The sequence below is a fragment of the Microbacterium sp. No. 7 genome (assembly GCF_001314225.1).
Classification (GTDB): domain Bacteria; phylum Actinomycetota; class Actinomycetes; order Actinomycetales; family Microbacteriaceae; genus Microbacterium.
In genome coordinates this window covers 2867007-2890439 of sequence record NZ_CP012697.1, presented here as the reverse complement: position 1 = coordinate 2890439, position 23433 = coordinate 2867007, and the positions used below count along the sequence as shown (strand labels likewise).

The window sequence follows — 23433 nt, the reverse complement described above, 5'->3', positions numbered from 1 at the left end:
GCATCGACGCCGCTCATGACGGAGAACTGAGCGCTGCAGACGTGCGGGGGACCGGTCGGACTCGGGTAATCCCCGGGAGTGAACCTCGCGCAGGTTCATGCAACTGAGCGCACCGGCATCGCCGTGTTGTTACCCTACCCCCCTAGGGTATATATTGAAGGCGTCATACGACCTTTTGCCCCCCAACTCGAATGGAGCCCAAATATGTCCTCGTCCCCTCCAACAAGCAGCGCCCGGTGGTGGGGCCTCTTCCTCATCGCGCTGGCCCAGTTCATGGTCATCATGGACGCCTCGATCATCGGAGTCGCCCTGCCCCGTATGCAAGTCGATCTCGGCTTCACCCCGCACGATCTCTCCTGGGTGTTCAACGCCTACGTGATCGCGCTCGGCGGACTCCTGCTCCTCGGCGGGCGCCTGTCCGATCTGTTCGGGCCGCGCAGGATGTTCGCGACCGGCTGGGTGATCCTCGCGATCGGGTCTCTCGTTGCAGGCCTCGCGGGTAACGTGCCGGTCGAGCTGCTCGGCCGGGTGCTCCAAGGGGCGGGGTCTGCGCTCATCGCGCCGGCCGCGCTCACGCTGTTGATGATGCTGTTCGGTGCAAACCCGAAGGAGCTCACGAAGGCGATGGCATTCTACGGGGCGGCCGCTCCTGCCGGCGGCACCGCCGGTGTCTTCCTCGGCGGTGTGATCACTGAGTTCGCCTCCTGGCCGTGGGTGTTCCTCATTAATGTGCCTATCGCGGTGCTCGTGCTGCTGGTCATGTGGAAGGCGCTGCCTGGCGGTAAGCTCGGCGCGCGCGGGTCGGTTGACGTAATCGGTGCGCTCACGGTAACTGTGGGCCTCGCGGCGCTGGTCTACGGAATCGTGCGCGCTGAAGTCGCCGGGTGGGCGTCGCCAGAGACGTGGATCGCGATCGGACTCGGCGTCACCCTCCTTGTGTTGTTCGTCATCATCCAGCGCGTCAAGCGCGAGCCTCTGATGCGGCTGTCGATCTTCCGTTCTCCCAACCTGGGCGCCGCAAACCTTGCGCAGGTGCTGCTCGGCGGGGCGTGGGTGCCCATGTGGTTCTTCTTGAACCTGTACCTGCAGCAGGTTCTCGGCTTCTCCGCGTTCCCCGCAGGAGCAGCTCTTCTTCCGATGACGATTTTGATCATGCTCGGCATGATCGTGCTCGCTCCTCGGATCATCGCGGCAGTCGGACCGAAGGTCCCCATCGTGCTCGGCCTCGTCATCCTCGCGGTGGGCCTCGGGTGGATGGCTTTCATTCGACCCGACGGCAATTACTGGGTCGACGCATTCGGACCCTCGCTCATCGTGGCCTTCGGGCAGGCACTTGCCTTCATCCCCTCGCTGCAAGTTGCCATCTCTGCAGCCCCGCCCGAGGAAGGCGGTCTCGCCTCGGGCATCGTGAATACCAGCTACCAGGTCGGGTCCGCGATCGGTCTCGCCGTCGTGTCTGCCGTCGCTGCAGGCTTCGGCGCGGGACAGCTCGGTGACACCGAAGCGCTCACTCAGGGGTACTCGGCGGCGTTCGTTGCGGCCGGGATCATTGCCCTCGCCGGTGCGATCCTCGTCCCGATGTTCTTCCGCACCAAGCGACCTACTCGCGCACTGCCAGTCTCGTAACGCTGCATCGCGTCACATCCAACTACTGAACGAAAGAAGAGCACCATGTCTGTACCGAGATTGCTGATCGCCTACGATGGCTCACCCAACGCGAAGTACGCCATCGAATCCGCCTCCTCTCTTTTCCCGGGCACGGAAGCCGTCGTGTTCTACGCACGGCAGCCCATGGAAGGATTCGCTGCGCACCTCCAGGGTCATCCGGCACTGGAGAAGCTCGACGCACTCGACAGGGCCGCACTCGACGCCTCCGAAAAGATCGCCGCCGAAGGGGCGGAACTGGCTCAGTCGAAGGGCCTCAAGGCCGAGTCGCTCGTATCCTCAACGGTTGCTACCGCCTCCGAAGCGATCCTCGATGCCGCCGATCGGCTGAACGTCGAGCTCATCGTGATCGGCTCTCGAGGGCTACGCGGTCTCAAGGCCACTGTGCTTGGGAGCACCTCAGCGAACGTGCTCCATCACGCCACGCTTCCGACTCTCGTAATTCCGTCGGATTCTGTGGCCCAGGCACGCTACGCACAACGGGCTGCAGCCCTTCCAAGCTGAGCTCGTCAGTGGTTGCCGGGCACGATACTCAACGGCAACCGATTCGATGCCACCGCCTCGGTCGGCCTTCCCTGTCGCTCGCGGCATGGAATGGCCGACCGAGGCATCGTTTTATGCGTGCGAAATAGCAGCATGGATGCTGTGCGATCAGGTCAGTTGCACCGCGGTGATACAGGTCGGGTCGTCTTCGTTCATCGTAGAGATGGTCGTGGTTCCCACCTGCCCTTCGTGTTCGACACTGAGAGTTGCTTTGATGTCGCGAGGCACCCAGATGCCGACGAACCCGTTGTCGTAGGTTTGCCGCACCTCGTCGAGGAACACGTCTCCGTCTTCGCCGGTGAGGGTAACCTGGACTTCGGTGTTGGCGAGTTCGCCGAGGCAGGTGGTCAGGCTGTGGAAGTAGCAGTCGTGGGTCTGTTCCCGGTAGGGGGCGACCGAGATGTACACCTCGTCTTCGGGCATCGGCAGACGTGTCTCGCGCTTCTGGTCGTCGGTGAGCACGAGCGCATCCGGCTGCACGGATGCGATCAGATCAGTGGGTCGGTCGGCGACGGGCATCGTGTCGAGCCGTTCGATGACCTGTGCGGCGTCCAGGCCGTCAAGGTCGTGGTCCGCCAGGAAGCCGGTGTCGACGGCCTGACTGTTGGTCGAGGGCGACGCGGGTTCGTGCGAGGGTGCAGTGGCGCATCCGGTGAGGACGAGGGCGGCGGCGAGCGTCGCGGCGGCGGCGACGATCAGTTTTCGCCGGTGAGGCGCGGCGGGGTGGGGCATGGTGCGATCCTTCAAGAGTGTCGGAAGGGTCGGTGCCGGGCGCTCTCGCCGCGGCACCGACCCTGACGGTCGATCAGAGGGTGGCCAGGAGGTCCTGCATCTGCTGGATCTCGGTGGTCTGCGCGTCGATGATGGTCTGCGCGAGCTCGATGGCGTCGGGGTTGCTGCCGTCATCGACCTGCGTCTGGGCCATCTCGACCGCTCCCTCGTGATGGACGATCATCTGCTCCAGGAACAGTCGCGAGGCCTCGGGTCCGTCGGCCGATTCGAGGGCGGCCATGTCGTCCTCAGTCATCATGCCGTCGCTGTGGTCCATCCCGTCCATCTGCTGCTCCTCGGGGTCGACGCCCCAGTCGTCCAGCCACCCCTGGAGCTGTTCGATCTCGGGCCCCTGGGCGGCCTTGATCGCTTCGGCCAGTTCGACCACCTCGGGGTTGACATCCTGCTTGGCGAGGACGATGTCGCTCATCTCGATGGCCTGCTCGTGGTGCACGATCATCATCGAGGCGAACATCACGTCCGCGTCGTTGGCGTCGGCTGCCTGCTCGGACGAGCCGTGGTCCATGCCCGGCATCGAGTCCTCGTCTTCGCTTCCGGCCGAGCATCCGGCCAGGACCAGCGCGGCGGTGAGGGCGAGTGCGGCGGTCGCCGCGGTGCGAAACTTCATGAGTGTTCTCCAATATCAACAGTCGCTTCAGTGGCGCGGCACCCGGGCGGGCACCGCGTGAATGAGAGAGGGGAACCGTCGGCGCTGGTGTGCGCCGGGTTCACCGCTCCATCACGTGCGACTGATACAGAGAACGTGCAGCGACGGCGCCCGAGGCAACAGCCGGTCGATGAAACGCGCCACGAGGGGCGGCCGGGGTGCGGTGTGCATCCATCCAGGCAGAAGCCGAGGCGGCACCAGGATGAGAAGGACGAGCAGTAATGCGAGCACGCATGCCATCGCCATGCCCAGATGGTCGCCACCCCCGCAGTCCGCACACGTACCACCGACATCACTGGCAGTGCCGCTGGACTCATGGGCGCCCGCCGTGGCGTGATGAGCGCCCACGGCGTCGCTGGCGGAGACCGAGATCGCCGCGGGCGCGTGGGCGGCCGCGGTGCCGTGCAGGTTCAGCGTGTGCATGGCCAGCAGGCCGAGGACAACCGCTGCCGCCAGCAGCCCTCCGAGCACGACGCGCCGGAGGCCCTGAAGGCCCTTCCTGGATCGCGTTGCCGCCGTCATCGCCATACACCGGAGTTTACCGGGCCCGGGTGTGCATCCGCCGACGGCGGGAGTGATCGGCACGGCCGAGGCCGACTGGCTCCGTATCCCGCCGAGCAGCTCCGTGCTCCGCCATGCGCAGACTGACGGGAATACCCCTAGGGGGTATATGGTTGATGGTGGAGAGTTTCCACGAAGGTCAGGAGAACCCCATGCGTTTGTTCGCGATCCGCGACTTCCGTCACTTGTTCAGCGCGCAGATCATCGCCCTGTTCGGGACGGGGTTGGCGACCGTCGCCCTCGGTCTGCTCGCTTACGAGCTCGCCGGCCCGAGCGCGGGGGCGGTGCTTGCGACGGCGCTGACGATCAAGATGGTCATGTACGTCGTGATCGCGCCTCTGGCGGCGGCCTATGCCGACCGGCTCCCGAGGCGGATGTTCCTGACCCTGCTCGACGTGGTGCGCGCAGCCGTGGTGCTCGCTCTGCCGTTCGTAAGCGAGATCTGGCAGATCTACGTTCTCATCGGGGTGCTGCAGGCGGCTTCTGCGGCATTCACGCCGACGTTCCAGGCGGTCATCCCCGACATCGTGACCGAGGAGTCCGACTACACGCGGGCGCTGTCCGCCTCCCAGGTGGCCTACACGATGGAGAGCCTGCTCAGTCCGGTGCTCGCGGCGGTCGCCCTGACGTTCATGACGTTCAACTGGCTGTTCGTCGGCACCTCGGTGGGCTTCGTGATCTCCGCCCTCCTGGTGCTCTCGACCCGCATCCCCAACGCGGCACCGAGTGGGCACGCGGGTGCGTGGAACCGGGTCACCTCAGGCGTGAAGGTCTTCTTCGCGACTCCTCGTCTGCGCGGCGTCATGGCGCTGAACGTGGTGGTCGCCGCAGCCGGATCGATCGTGGTGGTCAATACGGTCAACTACGTCCGCGATCAACTGGGCGGCACGCAGGCCGACGTCGCCTGGATGCTCGCAGCCTCCGGCGGTGGCACACTGCTGGTCGCCCTGTTCCTGCCACGCGTACTCGATCGGATCGCCGAGCGGGTCGTGATGATGACCGGCGCCGCGGTCCTGCTTGCCGGCGTGCTGGCGGCCGTCGCGATGACCGCCATCCAGGCGGCCTCCTGGATGATCACGGCACCGATCTGGGTAGTCATCGGCGGCGGAATGGCCTTGATCGTCACGCCCACCGGACGCGTCATCCGAGGTTCGGTCGCGAAGCGCGAGCTCCCGGCGGCCTTCGCGGCACAGTTCTCACTGTCTCACCTCGCCTGGCTCGTCACCTACCCGATCGCGGGATGGGTCGGCACAGCGTCCGGATTCACGCTCGCCTGGTCGATCCTCGCAGCGCTCGCCGTCGCTGGGGCCATCGCGGCGCCGATCCTGTGGCACCGCGAGAAGAAGACCGAGGCCATTGATGTTGCTAGCGACGCGGAACGGGAGACTGGTGACCACGTGCCTCGTGAGCTAGGTGAGGAGACAGAAGCCGTCGAGGGCACGCTTGCGGCCTCCCAGTGCGCCTGCGTGCGCCTGGCATGAACACAAAGATGGGGCGGGTGCATTGTTCCGTACGTCGCATGGTGAGCGCACCCCAAAACCGCGCTCAGAATCGTTCGGCAGTCGCGGTGGCGGATAGCGGGGTAGGTGCTGCACCGAGAATTGTCGTGTGGCGTGTGCGGCACGGAGACCGTTACCGAACACGATGACTTCGGTAATCTCGCGGACGAAGACGACGGCGGCACGCCCAGTATGCCGGTGATCTCAAACGGGAGCAGCGCGAGAATGATCGCGAACGAGAGGACGATGGGCAGGACTTTCAGATGATGGAGGTGCTGGACACGCCGCGTGGTTGAGCATGCGCGCACCTTCCGGATGAGGCGGCCGTTCCGCTGGCCCCGCTTCGGGAAGGAGCCGGTGATGTCCACATCAACTGAGCTTGCTGACATTGCGCGCGCGATTGCTGAACAGGCTGAGAGGCTTGATGGTGGACGGAGCGTCCTGCGTGAGCATCCCGAGCTGGTCGTCGACGTGCTGGATCCTCTCATTCGCATGCTGGACTCTGTGGCTCGGGTGGTCGATGCGGCCAGTACTGCGTTCCAGGAGCACGGCTCGACGGCTGTCACGATGGGTGGGAATCAGGCTCGTGGCTCTGCCCAGGCTCTGTGTGCCGGCGGGCTGCTCAGCCCCGCGTCAGCCCAGGTGCAGAGCCTGCGGAACACGCTGATGGACGCGGGGACTGAGTCGTCCCTGTTGGCGTGGCCCGAGCATGATCCGCTCGCCGCCGAAGAGCTCAGCAACTACCGGCGGTTCCTTGAGCAGCGTGAACGCCAGCTCGACCCGGATGCCGTGTCGCAGCCGACAGCCACCGATCCGCGATCGCACGGCCCGATCGACCGCTCCTAGCTTCCCAGCCAACCTGCTGGGCGGGTGCTCATGACATTGTCAATCAGGGTGATGACGGCCGGTGACGGGTACCGGTACCTGCTGAACTCTGTCGTGATCGGTGACGGTGACCGTGACGCTGCTTCGGCGTTGACGAGGTACTACCTCGAAGCAGGCACCCCGCCGGGTTCCTGGCTCGGGGCTGGCCTTCCCGGTCTCACCGGGAACATCACCTCGGGAACTGTGGTGAGCGAGGAGCAGCTGCGACGGCTCATGGGGTACGGGCAGGATCCCAACACGGGTGAGCAGCTGGGGCGCCCGTACCGGAAGTTCGCCACCGCCACCGAACGCGCAGAACGCCGTATCGCGCTGCTCCCTAACTCGTTGGCGCCGGGTGAGCGGGCGGTGCAGCGGGCACTGATCGAGGCGGAGGAGGCGCAGAAGCCGACGAACGCCCCGGTGGCGGGGTTCGATCTGACGTTCTCGGTGCCGAAGTCGGTCTCGACGCTGTGGGCCGTCGCCGACGGTGGCACGCAGGCACTGATCGCGCAGGCCCATCACGCGGCGATCGAGGACGTGATCGCGGTGCTCGAGCGGGATGTCGCGATGACGCGGGTCGGTGCAAAAGGGCCGCGCGGCGCGGTCGCGCAGGTCGAGGCTTGGGGTGTGATCGCGACCGCCTACGATCACTACGATTCGCGAGCGTCCGACCCGCAGCTCCACACCCACGTCGTCGTCGCGAACCGTGTCCAGGCCGTCCAGGACGGGAAGTGGCGCACCCTCGATTCCCGTGCCCTGCATGCCGCGGTGACCGGGCTCTCGGAGCACTACAACGCTGTCCTCTCCGACCACCTCACCCAGACCCTCGGCGTCGGCTGGGAGGCCCGCGACCGCGGCACGGGCCGGTCGACCGCGTGGGAGATCGCCGGAGTACCGCAGGAACTCATGGACGAGTTCTCCTCCCGCACCCGCGATATCGAGCGGGTCAAGGATCGCCTCGTCGCCGAATACGTGGACAAGCACGGCCGGCAGCCGTCGGGGAAGCTGCTGTGGCAGTTCCGGCAGCAGGCTACCCTCGAGACCCGACCCCCGAAACAGCACCACTCGCTGAGCGACCTCACCACCGGCTGGCGGGAACGCGCCACCCGCATGCTCGGTGAAGACGCCCCGACCTGGGCGACCGCACTCCTCGCTGAGGCTGCCGGGGAGCCGTTGCTACGGGCCGACGACCTCCCGCTCGACGTACTCGATCAGGTCGCCCAGGTCGTGGTGGAGCAGGTGGGCGATCGGTCGGCGACCTGGAAGCGGTGGAACCTGCACGCAGAAGCAGTACGGCAGACGATGGGGCTCCGCTTCGCCCACACCACCGACCGCGACCAGATCCTCCGCCGGATCGTCGACGCCGCCGAGCACGCCTCGCTCCGCCTCACCCCACCCGAGCTCGCCTCAAGCCCGCCCGTGTTCCGTCGCCTGGATGGGACGAGCGTGTTTCGTCCGAAGGGTGGGATCGTGTTCTCCTCGGAGCAGGTGCTCGCCGCCGAAGACCGCCTCCTCACCGCCTCCCACGCGAGGACGGCGCCAACCGTGCCGCTGGCATGGGTAGAGCACGCGGCGCGGGAGCGGAACCGGGACGGGCACACCCTGTCTTCGGATCAGGAGCAGGCGATCGCGAAGATCGGGGTCTCCGGCCGCGCCCTCGACGTGCTCGTCGGCCCCGCAGGTACGGGGAAGACGACGACGATGCGTGCGCTCCGGCGCGCATGGGAGCGCCGGTACGGGGCAGGATCGGTGATCGGCCTCGCCCCGTCGGCCGCTGCCGCGGACGTCCTCGCCGAGGACTTGGAGATCGGTACGGAGAACACCGCGAAGTGGTTGCACGAGCACCGCCACGGAACCTGGAACCTCACGGCCGGGCAGCTCGTGATCATCGACGAGGCATCGCTCGCGGGCACGTTCGCGCTCGACGCGATCACCACCCACGCCCAGAGCGTCGGGGCAAAAGCGCTGCTCGTAGGCGATTGGGCGCAACTGGCCGCGGTGGACGCGGGCGGGGCGTTCGGGATGCTCGTCCGCGACCGCGGCGACGCCCCCGAGCTGGTGGATGTGCGCCGCTTCCGCAACGACTGGGAGAAACACGCCTCCCTGCAGCTGCGGGTCGGAGATACCGACGTCATCGACACCTACATCGGGCACGGCCGGGTGGTGCCGGGTGGGTATGACGAGATCCTCGAAGCCGCCTACCAAGCCTGGCGGGCCGATCAAGAGGCCGGGAAGACGACGGTGCTGATCGCTGAAACCCTCGACACGGTCTCCGAGCTCAACACCCGCGCCCGCACCGACCGCATCCTCGCCGGCCATGTTGCGCTCGACGGGGTGCGCCTCCACGACGGCAACGAAGCCTCCCGCGGCGACCTGATCATCACCCGCCACAACGACCGCCGCCTGACCTTGGGGCGGGGGTGGGTGAAGAACGGCGACCGGTGGGAAGTCGCCCGCGCGAACGAGGACGGATCCTTGAGGGTGCGGCGGGCGAAGTCTCGGTGGCGCACCACGATCACGCTGCCCGCCGCCTACGTCGCCGAGCATGTCGAGCTCGGGTACGCCGTCACCGCGCACCGCGCCCAGGGCTCCACCGTCGACACCGCGCACGCGATCGTCCATTCTCCGGAAGTGACCCGCGAATCGCTGTACGTCGCGATGACACGGGGCCGCGAATCCAACACGGTGTATGTCGCGACCGATCAGCATCATCTCGAAGAGCACCAGCACCGTGAGGATCTGCAGCACACCGCCCGCAGCATCCTCTACGGCATCCTCCAGCACCCCGGCGCCGAGCTGTCCGCCCACGACACCATCACCGTCGAACGAGACATGTGGGGGTCGCTCGAGCAGCTCGCCGCCGAATACGACACCATCGCCCAGGCCGCCGGGCAGGCACGGTGGATCCGGCTCCTCGAAACCGGTGGCCTCACCTCAGAGACGATCGATGAGCTCGTCGAGACGGACGCGTTCGGGATCCTCACGACCGAGCTGCGCAGGCTCGAAGCCGACGGCCATCACATCGACGACCTGCTGCCGCGCATCATCCACGCCGGTGGCCTCGACGACGTGCAGGATCTCGGATCGCTGCTGCGCTACCGACTCCACCGCATCACCACCACCTACCCGCCCTCACCTCGCCGAGCGACCGGACGCATCGCCGGCCTCGTGCCCCGCGCCACCGGAATCACCGACCCCGACATGCGCCGCGCGCTCGACCAACGCGAGCGGCTCATGGAGCAGCGCCTCGACGCCCTCGTCCAGCAGCACCTCACCCAAACCCCCTCCTGGATGGCGGGGCTGGACGGGCTCACGCCGGAGACTCGGGCGGTGGTGGTGCGGGCGGTGGCCGCGTACCGGGATCGGTGGGGCACCACCGCGTCGAGCCCGCTCGGAACGATCCCGCTCGACGACGCGCAACGCATCGACTACGAACGCACCCGCGCCACCCTCACCCACGCCACCGAGACGATCGAGCCCGCGGCCCCGGGCGAGCAGCCCCGACGCGACGGCCGCACACTCGCATAGCCGACGCTTCCGGCGCCGCACTGCCGCGGGGACGTGGCTCTTCCGCCCGGCGTGGGACGAGCGTAGAGTGAGAAGTGGCAGGACAAACCACGCGCCGAGCCCATCCGCTGGATGGGCAGAGGCAGACCGCCCCACTGCGGGGCACTCACCACACAGGGCCAGCCGCACCGAAGCGCATACCGTCCGTGTGATTGTGAGGCCATCATGAACCTGATCCAGCGTCTCTGGAACGCCAGCATCCGCACCCGCAGCTTCCTGCGCCGCCGGATGCCGACGAACATCCTCCTCGACAAGATCCGCACCCGCGAAGGCCTCAAATGGGGCGTCCCCGCGATGCTCCTCGGCGGCGTCTACCTCTTCGCCGCCGCAATGTGCATCACGCTCATCGACCGCGGCTGGCACCCCGCGCTCTACCTGCTGTTCCTCCTGCTGGTCTGGAACGGGCTGAAGTTCCTCTTGATCGGCCCCGTCAGCGTGATCATGCTGATCCGCCTCCGCGCACACCAAGCCCGCGCCCGCAGACAGACCCTGCGCGCCGGGGTCACGCCCGGCCGCTGACCCCCGTCCGGTAGCGCACGACGCGCCCCGACGAGTTCAGGCAGGTCAAAGTCCGTGCCCGCGCTGCGTCGTGGGAGCAGAACGGGCCGGCGACCGGTCTGGGGCGTCGTCTGTGATCGTGGTCGACACGGAGGCGCCCGCCCGGCGGAGTAGGAGGTACACGTCGTCCATCGAGGTCACCGTTCCTGCGGCCCCGTCGCGCATCAGACGGTGGCACCCGACCGAGGCCGCTGACGTGACCGGCCCTGGCACCGCCCCGAGCGGTCGCCCCACCTCCGCGGCCTGCGCGGCATGGTGCAGCGACCCTGAGCGCGCCCCGGCCTCGACCACGACGACCGCTTCCGACAGGGCAGCGACGAGGCGGCCTTGCTGCTCGAACCGCCACTTCGTCGCGACCGCGTCAGGCGGCACTTCGCTCACCAGCGCCCCCGCTCGCACAATCTGCTCGAACAACCTGTTGTGGCCCGCCGGGTACAGGTGCTCCATGCCCGCAGGCAACACCGCGACCGTCGCCCCGCCCTGCAGCAGCGCCGCACGGTGCGCGGCGGCGGGAACACCGTAAGCGCCCGTCGATACCACTACGAACCCGTCTCGGGCGGCATCCGACGCGAGCTCTCCGGCCATATGCGCCCCGTACCCAGTTGCTGCGCGAGATCCGAGAATCCCCACGCCAGGCTGCGACAACCGGGACGAGTCCCCGAGCACCCACAGAGCGAACGGAGCCTCGTCGCCGAGCACGCTCATGCAGCCCGGCCACCCCGCATCCCCAGGCATCACGATCTCGACACCAAGCCGCTCCGAGGCATCGATCGCGGCCTGCGCATGCTCGACGCTCAACCGGGGAACGACCCAACTCCGCCACAAATCCTCACCGTACTGCGCCCCGGCCGGTGGTTCGAGGAGATGCTGAATCGTTGCGACCGCACCGATCGTGTTCACCAGCCTTGCCGTCGCCGTGTCGCCTGGCCCCGAGGTGCACGCGAGGATCACCCGCGCCAGACGCTCATCCGTGACCGCACCGATCGCATCCACTAGCACTCCCATCCCGCAACGAACACTGATACGCAGAACCGGTACGTACCCCGTCCGGCATCACGACCGGCTCCGTCAGCCTCCGCCTCCTGGCCTGGTTCACGCCTCCAGACACGACGCTCTCCGTACGTAACCGAGAAGAGCCACTGGTTACAACGGCCACCGTCAGCTGATGAACCGGGACCAAATCGGGACCAGAATCATGCAATCCATGCAACCCATGACATGAGATGACACGGTTTGAGGGGCAGAGATGCCCGGAAAATCAACGAATCGGGCCGAACGGGATACCTGGGGGTCAAGGGGTCGCAGGTTCAAATCCTGTCATCCCGACAGAAAAGCCCTGGTGAGACGGCAAATCTCACCAGGGCTTCGTCGTGTTTGGGTGTGGTTGCCCTCTGGTCCCCTGGTCGGACGAGACGCGGCAACCTTGAGCTCGGCGAGGATCGGGCGCAGGTGTTCGACGGCGCGAGTGCCGCCCCGGAACCCGTAGCTGGCGGACCCGGCAGCCTTGTCGCTCCACAGAGCCGTCGTGCGCCGCGATCACCCCCGACCAGCGTCTGGCGTGATCGTGGGCATAGAGTTCCCCATCGCCGCCGGCGAGGGTCCATCACGCATCGGTAGTCCGTGACTGGATGCGCTGCACGGTCAGGCTCCCGAGTCGTCGTTCGCCCGTCCCGGTACGGCCGACCGGGTGGCGAGCGGGAAGCGGGTCTGGGTGAGTCGTTCGGAGACCTCCCAGAGTCGTGCGGCGGTCTGGGGATCTGTCGCGTGAGCGGCCGGCTCGCCCGCCGTGGCCGGGCCGCGGACGCCGCCGAAGCGGCTCGGCCCGGCGAGACTGCCGGCGGGGACGTCGCCGACCGCGGCCAGCAGGGTGGGGAGGGCGCCGCCGTCGGGACCGTGGGCGAGCAGGGGTGTGCCGACCGCGGCCACGGTGTCGAGGAGGCGGTTGCCGCTCGTGATCCGGAATCCGGTGGACGCCCAGCCGGGGTGGGCGGAGGCGGCGATCACCGACGAGCCGGCAGCGGTCAGGCGGCGTTGCAGTTCGGCGGTGAACAGCAGGTTCGCCAGTTTGGACTGTCCGTAGGCGCCGAACGGCTTGTACGCCCGGTTCTCCCATTGCAGGTCATCGAAGTCGATATGCGCGGAGCGGTGCGCGGACGATGAGACGGTCACGACGCGGCGCGTGATCCGGTCGAGCAGCAGGTTGGTGAGCGCGAAGTGTCCGAGGTGGTTGGTCCCGAACTGGAGCTCGAAGCCGTCCGCGGTGTGGTGCAGCGAGTCGGTCATCGTGCCGGCGTTGTTGACGAGAACGTCCACCTGCTCGTCCAGAGCGGCGGCGAACTCTCGGATCGAGGCCAGCGAGGCGAGGTCCACCGGCCGGACCTCGATACGGCCCGTCATCGCTGCCGCCGCCGCTAGGCCCTTCTGCTGATCCCTGACGGCGAGGATGACCCGCGCTCCCTTGGCGGCGAGCGTGGCGGCTGCGGCGCGGCCGATGCCGCTGCCGGCGCCGGTGATGACGATGGTGCGGCCGGTCTGATCCGGCACCTGCGAAGGCGAGGCGAGTGTGTGCATACCCCTAATGTATCCAGTGGAAACAAACTAGTCAACGGATACATCATTGCTAGGATGTGGCCATGTCGCCTGCTCGCCCCTACCACCACGGCAACCTGCGTCAGGCCGTGCTGGATGCGGCGGCGGCAGTCGTTCGTGATCGAGGCGTCTCCGAGCTGTCGTTGCGCGAGGTGGCCGCCGACATCGGAGTCACTCATGCCGCACCGCGCCGGTACTTCCCGGGGCGGCAGGACCTTCTCGACGCCGTGGCCGTCGAAGGCTTCGCCCGGCTCGGCGCCCGGCTGCGGGAGGCCGTCGCAGCCTCGCAGGGCTATCAGGGGCAGGTTCGTTCGGTCGCTCGCGCCTACCTCGACTTCGCGACCTCCGAGGCGAACCTGGTCGAGCTGATGTTCGCCCACAAGCGCGGAGCGGGCGGGTCAGACGTGGGCGAGAGCGCTGCGGCAGCGTTCGAGTCGATGCTGCAGGTGTTCCGTCGTGGTCAGGAAGAGGGGGTCCTCCCGAACCGCGACCCCGAGCGGATCGGGCTGATCTTCCTCGCGACGCTCCAAGGCATCGCCGGCCTCGTCAACTGCGGCGTCGTCCCGGCCGGGCACCTCGACGACCTCATCGGTGACGTCGTCGCGCAGGTCCCGGGCGGGCCGGCATCCATGACGACGCGATAGGAACCTCGGCCCGACAGAAAAACCTCGCTGCGCGTGATCACCCGTGGCGAGAGCGGCTCGCCGGTGCTTCTCCTCAGCGGGGCGGGCAACGACAACGTCGATGCGGTGGCGGACTTCTTCGCCCAGGAGGGGGTGCCGCTCATCCCCGGAAGGGTGATCGGATGGCTGCTCATCAGCGATCCTCCGGAACAGAGCGCCGCCGACCTGTCCCGCGTGCTGGACGTGAGCCGCAGCTCCATCAGCTCCGCGACCAGGCCGCTGATGCCCAGCGGCCTCGACCTGCTCGGCGACGCGGCGCCCGCGCGGCGCACGCGACTCGAGAACGTCGCGGAGCTGTACCGATTCCTCGAGACCGAGCTCCCCGCGATGTGGGAGCGCTGGGAGCGGAGGCCGAACGCCGCCGGCGGGTCAGGCCGCTGACGAGCCCGGTGACCGGATCGTTCCGCTCTTCGGCAGGATGACGACTGGCCCGGAGGATCGGCCGGGCTCAGGATGGACGTATGACACCGACGACTGATGCGGCCCTGTTCGTGATCGACGCCCAGGAGTCCTTCCGGCAGCGGACGGACGACTGGGCGGCGACGGCCAATCCTCACGTGCTCGACAACATCGCCCGGCTGGTCGAGCACGCGCGCGCCACGGGCGACCTGATCGTGTGGGTGACCCACGCCGAGCCCGGAACGGGAGGCGTCTTCGATCCGGCCTCGGGGTTCGTCCGCGTCGTCGATGAGCTCGCGCCTCTCGACACCGACATCCGGGTGCAGAAGACATCGATCAACGCGTTCACCACGACGAACCTCCAGCAGCAGCTGGTGCTCCGCGGGATCCGTCGCATCGCGGTCTGCGGCATCCGCACGGAGCAGTGCTGCGAGACGACGGCGCGAGTGGCGAGCGATCTCGGGTTCGACGTGGAGTTCGTCACCGACGCGACGACGACGTCCGGGATCGGCGCGGGGGACGGGTTCGACGCGGTCTCCGGAGAGCAGCTGATGCGGCGTACCGAGAGCATCCTCGGAGGCCGTGGCTTCGCGACCATCGTGACCACGTCGCAGCGGGTGGGCGCCCCTGTCACGGAATGACCGTGGTCGCGTTCCTGCTCGCGCCCGGCGCGGCACGACGCGTCACCGCCTGCCGCGCAGGGCCGCCGCGACGGCGATGACGCCGAGCACGCCCAGCGCGGCGAGCCCCGCTCCCATCGCCGTGGAGCCGGCTGCACCGGGCCCGCCCACGGCGACCAGCACGCCGACGAGCGCCGACGACATGGCGTTCGCGATGAGCTCGGCCGTCCCCACTCCCGCCGCCGCCTTCGAGCCCTCCAAGGGATCGTCGGTGCTGCGCATCGCGGCAACGCTCAGATGCGGGAAGGCGAGGCCCACGCCGGCCCCCGCGAGGACGAGCCCGCCCACCCACACCCAGACGATCCCGCCCGCGTCCGCGCGCTGGGTCGCGGCGAAGACGGCGAGCCCGACGGTCATGAGCACGGGGCCCAGCAGCATGAGGCGCCGCCGGGCGCGTTCGTCGTCGACGCTTGCGCTGAAGAGCTGGACGAAGCTCCAGCCGACCGACACGGTCGCGCCGAACAGGCCGGCGAGAAGCGGGGGCATCCCCGCGAGCTCCTGCCCGAACTTCGGCAGGAAGATCTCCGCCATCGCGGCGGCGCTGAGGATGCCGAGCACGATGTAGAGCCAGGTGAGCGGATTCCCGCGCCGATAGGTGATGCGGGGGAGAACGGGGGACGACGCAGCACGGTCGATGGCGACGAATCCGGCGAGGAGCAGGGTGCCGGTCACCAGAGCGGCCGCGGTCGGCCAGCCGACGGGGACGACGGCGGCGACGCTGAACGCGGCCGCCGCGAGCACGAGCATCCCGAGCGAGGCCAGCGGGACCTTTCCGAAGTCGTCCGACTCGGCGCTGTGCCGGGGGAGACCGCGCAGCGACATGACGCCCAGCACGACGGCGACCGCGGTGAGGAGCCAGAACGCACCGCGCCAGAGGTGCAGCTGGGCGAAGACCCCGCCGATCGCGGGACCGACCAGCGTGCCGAACCCCCACATCGCCGACACGAGCCCGGTGGCGCGCGTCCACAGCCGCTCGGGGCGCGCGTCGCGGATCACGGCGTATCCCAGCCCCGCGAGCAGTCCGCCGCCGAGCCCCTGCAGCACCCGCGCTCCGAGAAGCACCTCCATCGACGGCGCGAGTGCCGCGCCGAGCGAGCCGGCCGCGAACAGCAGGAACGCGAGAAGGTACGTCCGCGCGGCGCCGCGCTTCGCGAGCGTGCGGGCGACCAGCATCGAGGTCAGCACCGAGGCCGCCATGAAGGAGGTCGTCACCCAGGCGAAGTACTGCTCCCCGCCGATGTCGGCGATCGTCGACGGCAGCAGGGCCGCGGTGACGAACGTGTTCATGGCGTAGACGGCGACGCCGCCCGCGAGCACGAGCGAGGCGGTGAGGTGCGCGCCGCTGAACAGCTCGCGCCAGCTCCCGGATGTCTCGTCGGGCTCGGCGCCGCCCGGTATCACTCCCGTGCTCGCGTTCTCATCAGTCATGTCGGCTACGCTAAAACCTCAACCAAAGTTGAGGTCAAATATGCGTGACGAGACGCCCGCGCCCACCGATCTGCTGACCGTCGGGGAGGTCTCCCGCCGCACGGGAGTGGCCGTTTCCGCGTTGCACTTCTATGAGCGTCAGGGGCTCATCGCATCGACGCGAACGACCGGAGGACAACGCCGGTACGCGCGGCACGTGATCCGGCGCGTCTCCGTCATCCAGGTCGCGAAGCGGATGGGGATCTCGCTGGCCGAGGTCGCCGAGGTCTTCGCCGACCTGCCTCAGGACCGGATGCCGGGGAAGACGGACTGGCGCCGCATCAGCGAGCGCTGGCGCGGGCGTCTCGAGGCGCGGCGCAAGGAGATCGAGCGGATGGAGCACGAGCTCGTGGAGTGCATCGGATGCGGATGCGTCTCGCTGCGCAGCTGTCGCGTGCTCAATCCCGACGACGAGCTCGGCTCGGCCGGGGCCGGTCCCCGTCTGCTGCCCGAGATCCGCGCGGAGGAGTGACCTTCGGTCCTCCTCCGTCGCCGGCGCCCGGGGAGCGGCGCCGACTCCGCACATCGGCGCCCCGAGACCGTGGGGCCTCGGGGCGCCGATGCCTCGGCCGGGCCGGTCAGTCCGACCCCGCCGATGCCGCCGAGGCCGGGGAGCCGGGGGATGCGGGGCTCGGCGGAGACGCGGGGGTCGGCGCCGAGACCGGGCTGGGCGCCGAGGCGGGCGACGGCGGCGTCACCGGGGATGGGGCGGATGCCGGCGTCGCGACGCTCGGCGCGGACGCCGGCGAGTCCGCCGTGGGCGCGGAGACCACCGTCGTGGGGGTCGGCGCGGAGACCAGGCTCACGGCCGGCGAGTCCCCGGTCGTGTCGATCCGGGCGGACGTCAGGCCCTTGCCGCTGTGATTGATCGCGCCGTCCTGGATGACGGTCCCGTCGGTCGTCCGCAGGTCCATGGCGTTGGCGGCGATGGTCGCGGTGCCCGCGAAGAGGCCCAGCCCGACGACGCCCGTCGCACCGTATGCGATCCACTTCCTGGTGTTCATGATCGTTCTCTCCTTCTCGTGTCTCCGCCCGGCTCGTCGTCCATGCTGTCGTCCCCGGATGAGCCGATTCGAAAGGGCCGATGAGAGATCTCTTAGACGCCGTCGCCCTCGCCGGCGGCGCTCGACGGGGCTCGCCCCTCGACCACGGCGCCGGCGGCGCGGAGCAGATCCTCCGCACCCGCGTGCGCGCCGCGATCGGCGGCGCCGAGCGCATGACCGAGCAGGTGCACCGCGCCCAGGGCCCGTGCGGCCGGATCGCCGCCCCACCGCTCGACGGCGGCATCCGCCAGCCGCCAGACGCGGTCACGCACGAGGTCCGGCGAGATCAGCGCGCTCGCCGTGGCGTGCGCGAGGAACGCCGCAGCGTCTTCCGCGGCGTCTCCGCGCCCGAGCGTGTCCACGTCGACGAGCCCGCGGACGCGGTGCTCCTCGTCCAGGAACAGCTGGCCGAAGTGGAGGTCGCCGTGCACGATCCGCTGCGGCCGGTCCCCGGCCGACATCAGCAGCCGGCGCGCACCGTCCGCCACGCGCTGCGCGCGCGGGGATCCGCTCAGACGCGACGCATACCAGTCGAGCCGACCCGCGACGCCGCGCGCGGCGTCGTGCACGTCCACCGCGTCGATGCGCGCACGCAGCGCGTCGACCTGCCGCAGCAGGTCGTCCGGATCCCAGGCGACGTCGGCGGCCGGGCGCCCCGCGGCATCCGCGATCAGCAGCACGCCCTCCGGCGACCAGGCCGGCACCTCCGGCACGGGAAGGCCCGCGCGCCGGCAGGCCTCGTGCGCGCGTGCGATCCGTGCGCTGCGACTCGGCCGCACGACCTTCACCCAGACCCGGCCCGCGTCGGTCGCGATGCGCAGCACCGCGCGCCGTCCCGGACGGTAGCCGACGATCTCGGGCTCGCCGGACGCCGCGAGCCCCGCCCGGGCCAGGAGCGAGGACGCGGCGTGCGCGAACGCGACGGCCGGCAGGGCCGGCAGATGCGGATCCGCGGGATGCAGCCACACCCGTGCCTCCGGCGTGGTCGATCCGTCCGAGGCCAGTCCGGTCTCGCGGACGACGGGCAGGCGGGACGTGTCCAGGTAGTACAGGAGCGGCTCGCCGTCCCGATCGTGGTCGACGACGTGGAACCCCGCGACCGTGCCCCGTCCGAGCGGCTCGCGCGAGAACGGGAGGATGCGCTCGGGCGGAACGCCCAGCGCCTCGCCCAGCACTCCGGCATCCTCCTCCGCCGGTCGTGCACCCGTTGCGCCCATGCGCACCATTCCACCAGCCGGCGGCGATCGCCGGCATGAGACCTCTCTTAGACTCCGGGCTCCCCGAGCGGCCCGCGATCATACTGAAGGAGTGGGCGAGGCGGTGCGTGAGACGGACGAGGGCCGCCCCACGACCGCGAGCGGCGTGGGGCGGAGGGCTCCGCGCATGCGCGGCTCGTTCTTCTCGGTGCGCGCACGCATCGTCGTGCTGATCACGCTGGTCACCGCGCTCGGCCTGGCCGCGGCGGGGATCTCGGTGTACATCGCCGAGCGTCACCGCATCTTCGACGAGGTCGACCACCGCCTGAGCGCGAACCTGGACTCGGCGAGCCACATCGTCGCGCAGGGCCTGCCGCCCGACGGCGCCGCCTGGCCCTCGTCCGAGGAGGCGCTGAAGGCCGTGATCCAGCGGATGAGCCCCGACGACAACACCGGCGCGATGGGCATCGCCGAGGGGCGCATCATCATGCTGCCGGGCATCGACCTGGACGTGGACCTCGGCGGAGAGCACGCGTTCGCGCGCCACGTGCAGGACGCCGTCTCCGACGGCCGCGCCCGGATCGGCACCTACGCGGAGCAGGACGCGCAGTGGCGGTACATCGCCGCGCCGATCACCATCGAGGGCTCGCCCGCACCGGCGACCGTGACCTTCGTCATGGTCTACGACCTCGCCGCGGAGCTCGCGGAGTTCGACCTGGCGTCCGGGATGTTCCTGATCTCGTCGATCGTGATCGTGCTCGTCGTGGCCGCGACCAGCACCGTGCTCGCGACCCGCCTGCTCCGTCCGCTCCGTCAGATGCGCGAGACCGCCGAACGCGTCTCGGCCCAATCGCTCAAGGAGCGTCTGCCGATCGTCGGCAACGACGACGTCGCCGGCCTCTCGGCGACGATGAACCAGATGCTCGACCGGCTCAACCACGCCCTGCGCTCGCAGCGTCAGCTGCTCAGCGACGTGGGCCACGAGCTGAAGACCCCGATCACGATCGTGCGCGGCCATCTGGAGGTGATGGACCCGGACGACGCGGAGGACGTGCGCCTGACCCGGGAGCTGACCCTCGACGAGCTGGACCGGATGGGCCGTCTCGTGCAGGATCTCGCGGATGCCGCCGCGCTGCTCGGTCCCAGCCCGGTCGTGCGCGCCGCGGTCGACCTCGACGTGCTGATGCCCCAGATCCTCCGGAAGGCCCAGGGGATCGACGGCGCCGACGTCTCGCTCGCCGCCGGCTCCGCGTCGGGCATCGCCCACCTCGACGCTCCCCGCATCACGCAGGCGGTGCTGCAACTGGTGCAGAACGCGGTCACGCACGGCGCGGGCGCGATCGAGGTCGGGGCCCGGACGGCGGGTCCGCGGCTGCAGCTCTGGGTGCGCGATCACGGCCCGGGGGTGGACGACGCGGTCAAGCAGGAGGTCTTCGACCGCTTCTTCCGCGGCCCCGGGGCCGAGTCCCGCTCGGGGAGCGGCCTCGGGCTGCACATCGTGCAGGTGATCGCCGGCGCCCACGGCGGCCTGGCGACCGTGCAGGACGCCGACGGCGGCGGCGCGCTCTTCGCGATCGACCTCCCCACCGCGATGGACGCCGCCATGGACGCCTCGGGGAATCCGCCCGACGGCGCCGCGCGCGCCGCCGAGACCGACCGGAACGAGAGGGTGGAGGCGTGACCGTGGCATCCATCCTCATCGCCGACGACGAGCCGCGGATCTCCGGGTTCATCGACAAGGGCCTGCGCGCCGCCGGGTTCGCCACCCGCGTGGCGGCCACCGGCCCCGATGCGCTGCGCCTGGCCCTGACCGACGAGTTCGATCTGATGGTGCTCGACATCAACCTGCCCGGTCTCGACGGCTTTCACGTGCTCGCCGAGCTCCGCGGGTCGGGCTCGCGCCTGCCGGTCATCATGCTCACCGCGCGCGTGGAGCTGCACGACACGATCGCCGGATTCGAGGGCGGTGCGGACGACTACCTGGGCAAGCCGTTCCGCTTCGACGAGCTGCTCGCCCGGATACGCGTGCGGATGCGCACCGAGGCCGCGCCCGCCGCCGCGCCGGAGCTCGTGCACGGCGATCTGCGCCTGGACATCCGCACCCGTCGCGCCCGGGTGGGCGACCACGACGTCGAGCTCTCCGCGCGGGAGTTCGCCCTCGCCGAGACGTTGATCCGCAACGCCGACCAGGTGCTCAGCCGCGAGCAGCTGCTCAGCCGGGTCTGGGGCTACGACTTCGATCCGGGCTCCAACGTCGTCGACGTGTACATCGGATACCTCCGCCAGAAGCTCGGCGCCGAGCGGATCGAGACGGTGCGCGGGGTCGGCTACCGACTGACGTCCTGATCCGCGTCCCGCTCGGACATCGGACCGGGCAGGAGCGAGGCGGCGACGGCGACGGCCAGGGCGAGCACCGCGATCAGGGCGTAGGCGATGCCGGCCGGATCGGCGGCGGCGGCCGTGAGGAACCCGACGATGGTGACCCCGGCCGAGGCGAAGAGCTGGACGACGATGAACAGCGCCGCCGTGCCCTGGCCGACCGAGCGCTTGGGAAGCACCCGGTAGACGCTCGCGAACGCGGGCGATGCGATCGCCCCGAAGCCGAGACCGGCGGCGCCGACCAGCAGGAGGACGGGGACGAGGCCCCAGGTCGCGTGGCCGAGCGCGACGAGCACGCTCGCCGCCGCGGTGACGATCGCTCCCGTGCGCACGAGCGTGCGAGGACCGAACGTGTCGCTCAGCCGGCCGGCCACGGTCATCGAGACCATGAGACCCGCGCCCAGCACGGCGACCGGCGCGGTGCGCCAGGCGGGATCGAGGCCGAGCGCGCGCTCCGCGAGGACGGGCAGCACCGTCAGCTGGGTGTACATGACGAGGCCGACGACGCTCATGACCCCGAGCGCCGCGGCGAACGAGGGGATCCGGAGCAGCCGGAGATCGAGGAGCGGCGAGGGGGAGCGCAGCGCGTGCACGACGTAGCCGGCCAGGAGCGCGAGACCGAGGGCGATGCCGGCGATCACGAGAGCCGCGTCGGCGCCCGCCCCCCAGCGGTTGATGCCGAGCAGGACGAGCACGAAGCCCGGCGGCAGCAGGGCGAGCCCTCGCAGGTCGATCGGAGCGCGCGCATCGCCGGCGTGCTCGCTCGCCGGCAGGAGACGCCAGGCGGCGATGCTCACGAGGCCCGCCAGCGGCACGTTGATCCAGAAGATCCACGACCACGCGCCATGGTTCATCAGGAATCCGCCGACGAGCGGTCCCAGCACGGGACCGACGTTGATGACGAGCGAGACGAAGCCCATGGTGCGTCCCATCCGCGAGGCGGGCGTGATCAGCCCGATCACCGCGATCGCGGCCGGCTCCAGCATCCCGCCGGAGAGCCCCTGGATGATGCGGAAGACGACCATGCTCGTCAGATCCGTCGCGAAGCCGCACAGCAGCGAACCGGCGGCGAACCCGACGAGCGCGAGCTGCAGGACCCGTGCGGAGCCGATCCGGGTCGTCAGCCAACCGATCAGCGGGACGGATGCCGAGGCCGCCACGAGATAGGCGGTGGTGACCCAGACGGTCCCGGAGAGCGGCGTGCCCAGGATCGGTCCCAGGGCCTCGAGCGAGGAGGTGACCGTCGTGCCGTTGAGCACCGCCATGAAGGCGGCGAGAGCCATCGCCGCGATCGCCCAGCGCGTACGTGAGTCGGGCCCGGCGGGCCGTGTGGTTACTGGCATGGCAAAGAAAGCTACTAAACCGTGTAGTTAAAAACAAGATCGAACGCGTAAGAACTGGTAATGTGTCCTCATGCTGGCACAGGCGATCGCGCGCACCGACAAGCGCCGGGCGATCCTCGATGCCGCGGGCCCGGTGTTCGGCGAGCACGGATACGAGCGTGCGAGCGTCGACGCGATCGCCGCGGCCGCCGGTGTCTCCAAGCCCACGGTGTACACGTACTTCGGCAACAAGGAGCGGCTGTTCCGCGAGACGATGTCCGACATCGCCCGCCAGGTGAACGAGGCGTCCTACGAGGCGGTCGTCGCGCTGGACACGCATCCGGAGAGGTGGCGTGACAGCCTGCGGACGCTGGCGCTCGCGCTCAGCCGCTGCGGGCGCGAGGGCTGTGCGGCATCCCTGTCCCGTCTCGTGCTGGCCGAGAGCAGGCGCGACCCGACGGTGTTCGAAGAGGTGCGCCGCGCCGGCGCCGAGCCGATCCGCGAGGCGCTCGCCGGCAGGCTCGCCATGCTCGGCAACGCCGGCCTGCTCGACGTCGACGACCCCGCGGCCGCGGCCCGGCACTTCATCGCGCTCACGCAGGCGCAGCTCCCGGAGCTCACCGTCGGGGGGACGGCCCCCGGTGACGAGCGGCTCATCGGCGAGTCGGTGGATGCCGGCTTCGAGGCCTTCCTGCGGGCGTACGCGGTCCGCTGACGGGGCGGCGGCATCCCCGTCCCTCTGCTTGGTGGACGCGGCGTCTCCGCGGGAACGAGACCGGTCGGCCCCGTCGCGCCGGTCATGCGGTAGTGTTGTTCCCGTAGGTATGTGAAGTTGTGTTTCTGCTGGAGACTCATCTCCAGGCCGGCTTCCCGGCCCGAGCATCTGCTCGGGCGGACATTCGCCTCTCTTGATTGGTTCTGTATCTCTTCTCCCTCCCTCCTCGTGACACCCCCGAACGCCGTCTGGCGTCAGGCCGCCG

22 protein-coding genes are annotated in these 23433 nt (G+C 69.4%); 13 read left to right on the top strand and 9 right to left on the bottom strand.

What is annotated here, in order from left to right:
• Nucleotides 1–204: 204 nt before the first annotated feature.
• Together AOA12_RS13430 and AOA12_RS13425 are read left to right on the top strand one after the other, a co-directional pair.
• The gene (locus AOA12_RS13430) at nt 205–1626 is read left to right on the top strand and encodes an MFS transporter (protein ID WP_054683615.1); all 1422 of its coding nucleotides are present in this window, start codon (nt 205–207) and stop codon (nt 1624–1626) included.
• 45 nt (nt 1627–1671) lie between these two features.
• Entirely contained in the window at nt 1672–2169 is a 498-nt protein-coding gene (locus AOA12_RS13425; protein WP_054683612.1) for a universal stress protein, read from the top strand.
• A gap of 147 nt (nt 2170–2316) precedes the next feature.
• On the opposite strand, the gene AOA12_RS13420 is transcribed toward AOA12_RS13425, so the two are convergent.
• From AOA12_RS13420 to AOA12_RS23625, 3 genes are all read right to left on the bottom strand, one after another.
• The gene (locus tag AOA12_RS13420; RefSeq protein ID WP_054683608.1) at nt 2317–2940 is read right to left on the bottom strand and encodes a CueP family metal-binding protein; all 624 of its coding nucleotides are present in this window, start codon (nt 2938–2940) and stop codon (nt 2317–2319) included.
• Between the two features lie 73 nt (nt 2941–3013).
• On the bottom strand, nt 3014–3607 hold the full coding sequence (locus AOA12_RS13415) for a DUF305 domain-containing protein (RefSeq protein WP_054683601.1): 594 nt from the start codon (nt 3605–3607) through the stop codon (nt 3014–3016).
• A gap of 111 nt (nt 3608–3718) precedes the next feature.
• Nucleotides 3719–4174, bottom strand: a complete 456-nt coding sequence (locus tag AOA12_RS23625; RefSeq protein ID WP_054683599.1) for a DUF6153 family protein — start codon at nt 4172–4174, stop codon at nt 3719–3721.
• A 185-nt stretch (nt 4175–4359) separates the two neighbouring features.
• Between AOA12_RS23625 and AOA12_RS13405 the strand changes: the two genes are divergently transcribed.
• The 4 genes from AOA12_RS13405 to AOA12_RS13390 all read left to right on the top strand — a co-directional run bounded on the left by AOA12_RS13405 (nt 4360) and on the right by AOA12_RS13390 (nt 10656).
• Nucleotides 4360–5688, top strand: a complete 1329-nt coding sequence (locus AOA12_RS13405) for an MFS transporter (protein ID WP_054683596.1) — start codon at nt 4360–4362, stop codon at nt 5686–5688.
• A 378-nt stretch (nt 5689–6066) separates the two neighbouring features.
• Nucleotides 6067–6552, top strand: a complete 486-nt coding sequence (locus AOA12_RS13400) for a hypothetical protein (protein WP_156366500.1) — start codon at nt 6067–6069, stop codon at nt 6550–6552.
• Nucleotides 6553–6582: 30 nt separating this feature from the next.
• Nucleotides 6583–10098, top strand: a complete 3516-nt coding sequence (mobF, locus tag AOA12_RS13395) for a MobF family relaxase (RefSeq protein WP_054687037.1) — start codon at nt 6583–6585, stop codon at nt 10096–10098.
• Nucleotides 10099–10302: 204 nt separating this feature from the next.
• Complete coding sequence (locus AOA12_RS13390; protein ID WP_054683590.1) at nt 10303–10656, top strand: hypothetical protein; 354 nt, start codon at nt 10303–10305, stop codon at nt 10654–10656.
• Between the two features lie 45 nt (nt 10657–10701).
• Here AOA12_RS13390 and dprA read toward each other — a convergent pair whose 3' ends face one another.
• Together dprA and AOA12_RS13380 are read right to left on the bottom strand one after the other, a co-directional pair.
• Complete coding sequence (gene dprA, locus AOA12_RS13385) at nt 10702–11688, bottom strand: DNA-processing protein DprA (RefSeq protein ID WP_054683587.1); 987 nt, start codon at nt 11686–11688, stop codon at nt 10702–10704.
• A 648-nt stretch (nt 11689–12336) separates the two neighbouring features.
• On the bottom strand, nt 12337–13239 hold the full coding sequence (locus AOA12_RS13380) for an oxidoreductase (RefSeq protein ID WP_231637083.1): 903 nt from the start codon (nt 13237–13239) through the stop codon (nt 12337–12339).
• An 89-nt stretch (nt 13240–13328) separates the two neighbouring features.
• Here AOA12_RS13380 and AOA12_RS13375 point away from each other — a divergent pair, with 89 nt between their 5' ends.
• From AOA12_RS13375 to AOA12_RS13365, 3 genes are all read left to right on the top strand, one after another.
• Entirely contained in the window at nt 13329–13928 is a 600-nt protein-coding gene (locus tag AOA12_RS13375; protein ID WP_054683581.1) for a TetR/AcrR family transcriptional regulator, read from the top strand.
• Nucleotides 13929–13961: 33 nt separating this feature from the next.
• Nucleotides 13962–14348, top strand: a complete 387-nt coding sequence (locus AOA12_RS13370; RefSeq protein ID WP_197280925.1) for a GbsR/MarR family transcriptional regulator — start codon at nt 13962–13964, stop codon at nt 14346–14348.
• Nucleotides 14349–14428: 80 nt separating this feature from the next.
• A complete protein-coding gene (locus AOA12_RS13365) occupies nt 14429–15007 on the top strand; it encodes an isochorismatase family protein (protein WP_197280924.1) in 579 nt (192 codons plus the stop codon).
• A 42-nt stretch (nt 15008–15049) separates the two neighbouring features.
• Here AOA12_RS13365 and AOA12_RS13360 read toward each other — a convergent pair whose 3' ends face one another.
• The gene (locus AOA12_RS13360) at nt 15050–16474 is read right to left on the bottom strand and encodes an MFS transporter (RefSeq protein ID WP_054683578.1); all 1425 of its coding nucleotides are present in this window, start codon (nt 16472–16474) and stop codon (nt 15050–15052) included.
• 40 nt (nt 16475–16514) lie between these two features.
• Between AOA12_RS13360 and soxR the strand changes: the two genes are divergently transcribed.
• Nucleotides 16515–16985, top strand: coding sequence for a redox-sensitive transcriptional activator SoxR (gene soxR / locus AOA12_RS13355; RefSeq protein ID WP_054683573.1), 471 nt, complete (start codon nt 16515–16517; stop codon nt 16983–16985).
• Between the two features lie 106 nt (nt 16986–17091).
• Here the strand turns inward: soxR and AOA12_RS13350 are convergent, their stop codons facing one another.
• Together AOA12_RS13350 and AOA12_RS13345 are read right to left on the bottom strand one after the other, a co-directional pair.
• Nucleotides 17092–17517, bottom strand: coding sequence for a hypothetical protein (locus tag AOA12_RS13350; protein WP_054683570.1), 426 nt, complete (start codon nt 17515–17517; stop codon nt 17092–17094).
• A gap of 92 nt (nt 17518–17609) precedes the next feature.
• Nucleotides 17610–18773 (bottom strand): phosphotransferase, encoded by a 1164-nt coding sequence (locus AOA12_RS13345; RefSeq protein WP_197280922.1) that lies wholly within the window; start codon nt 18771–18773, stop codon nt 17610–17612.
• 103 nt (nt 18774–18876) lie between these two features.
• Between AOA12_RS13345 and AOA12_RS13340 the strand changes: the two genes are divergently transcribed.
• Complete coding sequence (locus tag AOA12_RS13340) at nt 18877–20433, top strand: sensor histidine kinase (RefSeq protein ID WP_054683566.1); 1557 nt, start codon at nt 18877–18879, stop codon at nt 20431–20433.
• A 2-nt stretch (nt 20434–20435) separates the two neighbouring features.
• Nucleotides 20436–21098, top strand: coding sequence for a response regulator transcription factor (locus AOA12_RS13335; protein WP_054687033.1), 663 nt, complete (start codon nt 20436–20438; stop codon nt 21096–21098).
• Here the strand turns inward: AOA12_RS13335 and AOA12_RS13330 are convergent.
• Nucleotides 21080–22474, bottom strand: a complete 1395-nt coding sequence (locus AOA12_RS13330; protein ID WP_082406252.1) for a DHA2 family efflux MFS transporter permease subunit — start codon at nt 22472–22474, stop codon at nt 21080–21082. The two genes, AOA12_RS13335 and AOA12_RS13330, sit on opposite strands and share 19 nt — an antisense overlap.
• Nucleotides 22475–22544: 70 nt before the next feature.
• Between AOA12_RS13330 and AOA12_RS13325 the strand changes: the two genes are divergently transcribed.
• Complete coding sequence (locus AOA12_RS13325; protein WP_054683560.1) at nt 22545–23168, top strand: TetR/AcrR family transcriptional regulator; 624 nt, start codon at nt 22545–22547, stop codon at nt 23166–23168.
• The last annotated feature ends 265 nt before the right edge of the window (nt 23169–23433 follow it).

Bases quoted from the DNA above. Each gene is read 5' to 3' on its own strand.
- AOA12_RS13430 (WP_054683615.1), top strand. From the start codon at position 205: ATGTCCTCGTCCCCTCCAACAAGCAGCGCCCGGTGGTGGGGCCTCTTC.
- AOA12_RS13425 (WP_054683612.1), top strand. From the start codon at position 1,672: ATGTCTGTACCGAGATTGCTGATCGCCTACGATGGCTCACCCAACGCG.
- AOA12_RS13420 (WP_054683608.1), bottom strand. From the start codon at position 2,940: ATGCCCCACCCCGCCGCGCCTCACCGGCGAAAACTGATCGTCGCCGCC.
- AOA12_RS13415 (WP_054683601.1), bottom strand. From the start codon at position 3,607: ATGAAGTTTCGCACCGCGGCGACCGCCGCACTCGCCCTCACCGCCGCG.
- AOA12_RS23625 (WP_054683599.1), bottom strand. From the start codon at position 4,174: ATGGCGATGACGGCGGCAACGCGATCCAGGAAGGGCCTTCAGGGCCTC.
- AOA12_RS13405 (WP_054683596.1), top strand. From the start codon at position 4,360: ATGCGTTTGTTCGCGATCCGCGACTTCCGTCACTTGTTCAGCGCGCAG.
- AOA12_RS13400 (WP_156366500.1), top strand. From the start codon at position 6,067: ATGTCCACATCAACTGAGCTTGCTGACATTGCGCGCGCGATTGCTGAA.
- mobF (WP_054687037.1), top strand. From the start codon at position 6,583: ATGACATTGTCAATCAGGGTGATGACGGCCGGTGACGGGTACCGGTAC.
- AOA12_RS13390 (WP_054683590.1), top strand. From the start codon at position 10,303: ATGAACCTGATCCAGCGTCTCTGGAACGCCAGCATCCGCACCCGCAGC.
- AOA12_RS13375 (WP_054683581.1), top strand. From the start codon at position 13,329: ATGTCGCCTGCTCGCCCCTACCACCACGGCAACCTGCGTCAGGCCGTG.
- AOA12_RS13365 (WP_197280924.1), top strand. From the start codon at position 14,429: ATGACACCGACGACTGATGCGGCCCTGTTCGTGATCGACGCCCAGGAG.
- AOA12_RS13360 (WP_054683578.1), bottom strand. From the start codon at position 16,474: ATGACTGATGAGAACGCGAGCACGGGAGTGATACCGGGCGGCGCCGAG.
- soxR (WP_054683573.1), top strand. From the start codon at position 16,515: ATGCGTGACGAGACGCCCGCGCCCACCGATCTGCTGACCGTCGGGGAG.
- AOA12_RS13350 (WP_054683570.1), bottom strand. From the start codon at position 17,517: ATGAACACCAGGAAGTGGATCGCATACGGTGCGACGGGCGTCGTCGGG.
- AOA12_RS13345 (WP_197280922.1), bottom strand. From the start codon at position 18,773: ATGGGCGCAACGGGTGCACGACCGGCGGAGGAGGATGCCGGAGTGCTG.
- AOA12_RS13330 (WP_082406252.1), bottom strand. From the start codon at position 22,474: ATGCCAGTAACCACACGGCCCGCCGGGCCCGACTCACGTACGCGCTGG.
- AOA12_RS13325 (WP_054683560.1), top strand. From the start codon at position 22,545: ATGCTGGCACAGGCGATCGCGCGCACCGACAAGCGCCGGGCGATCCTC.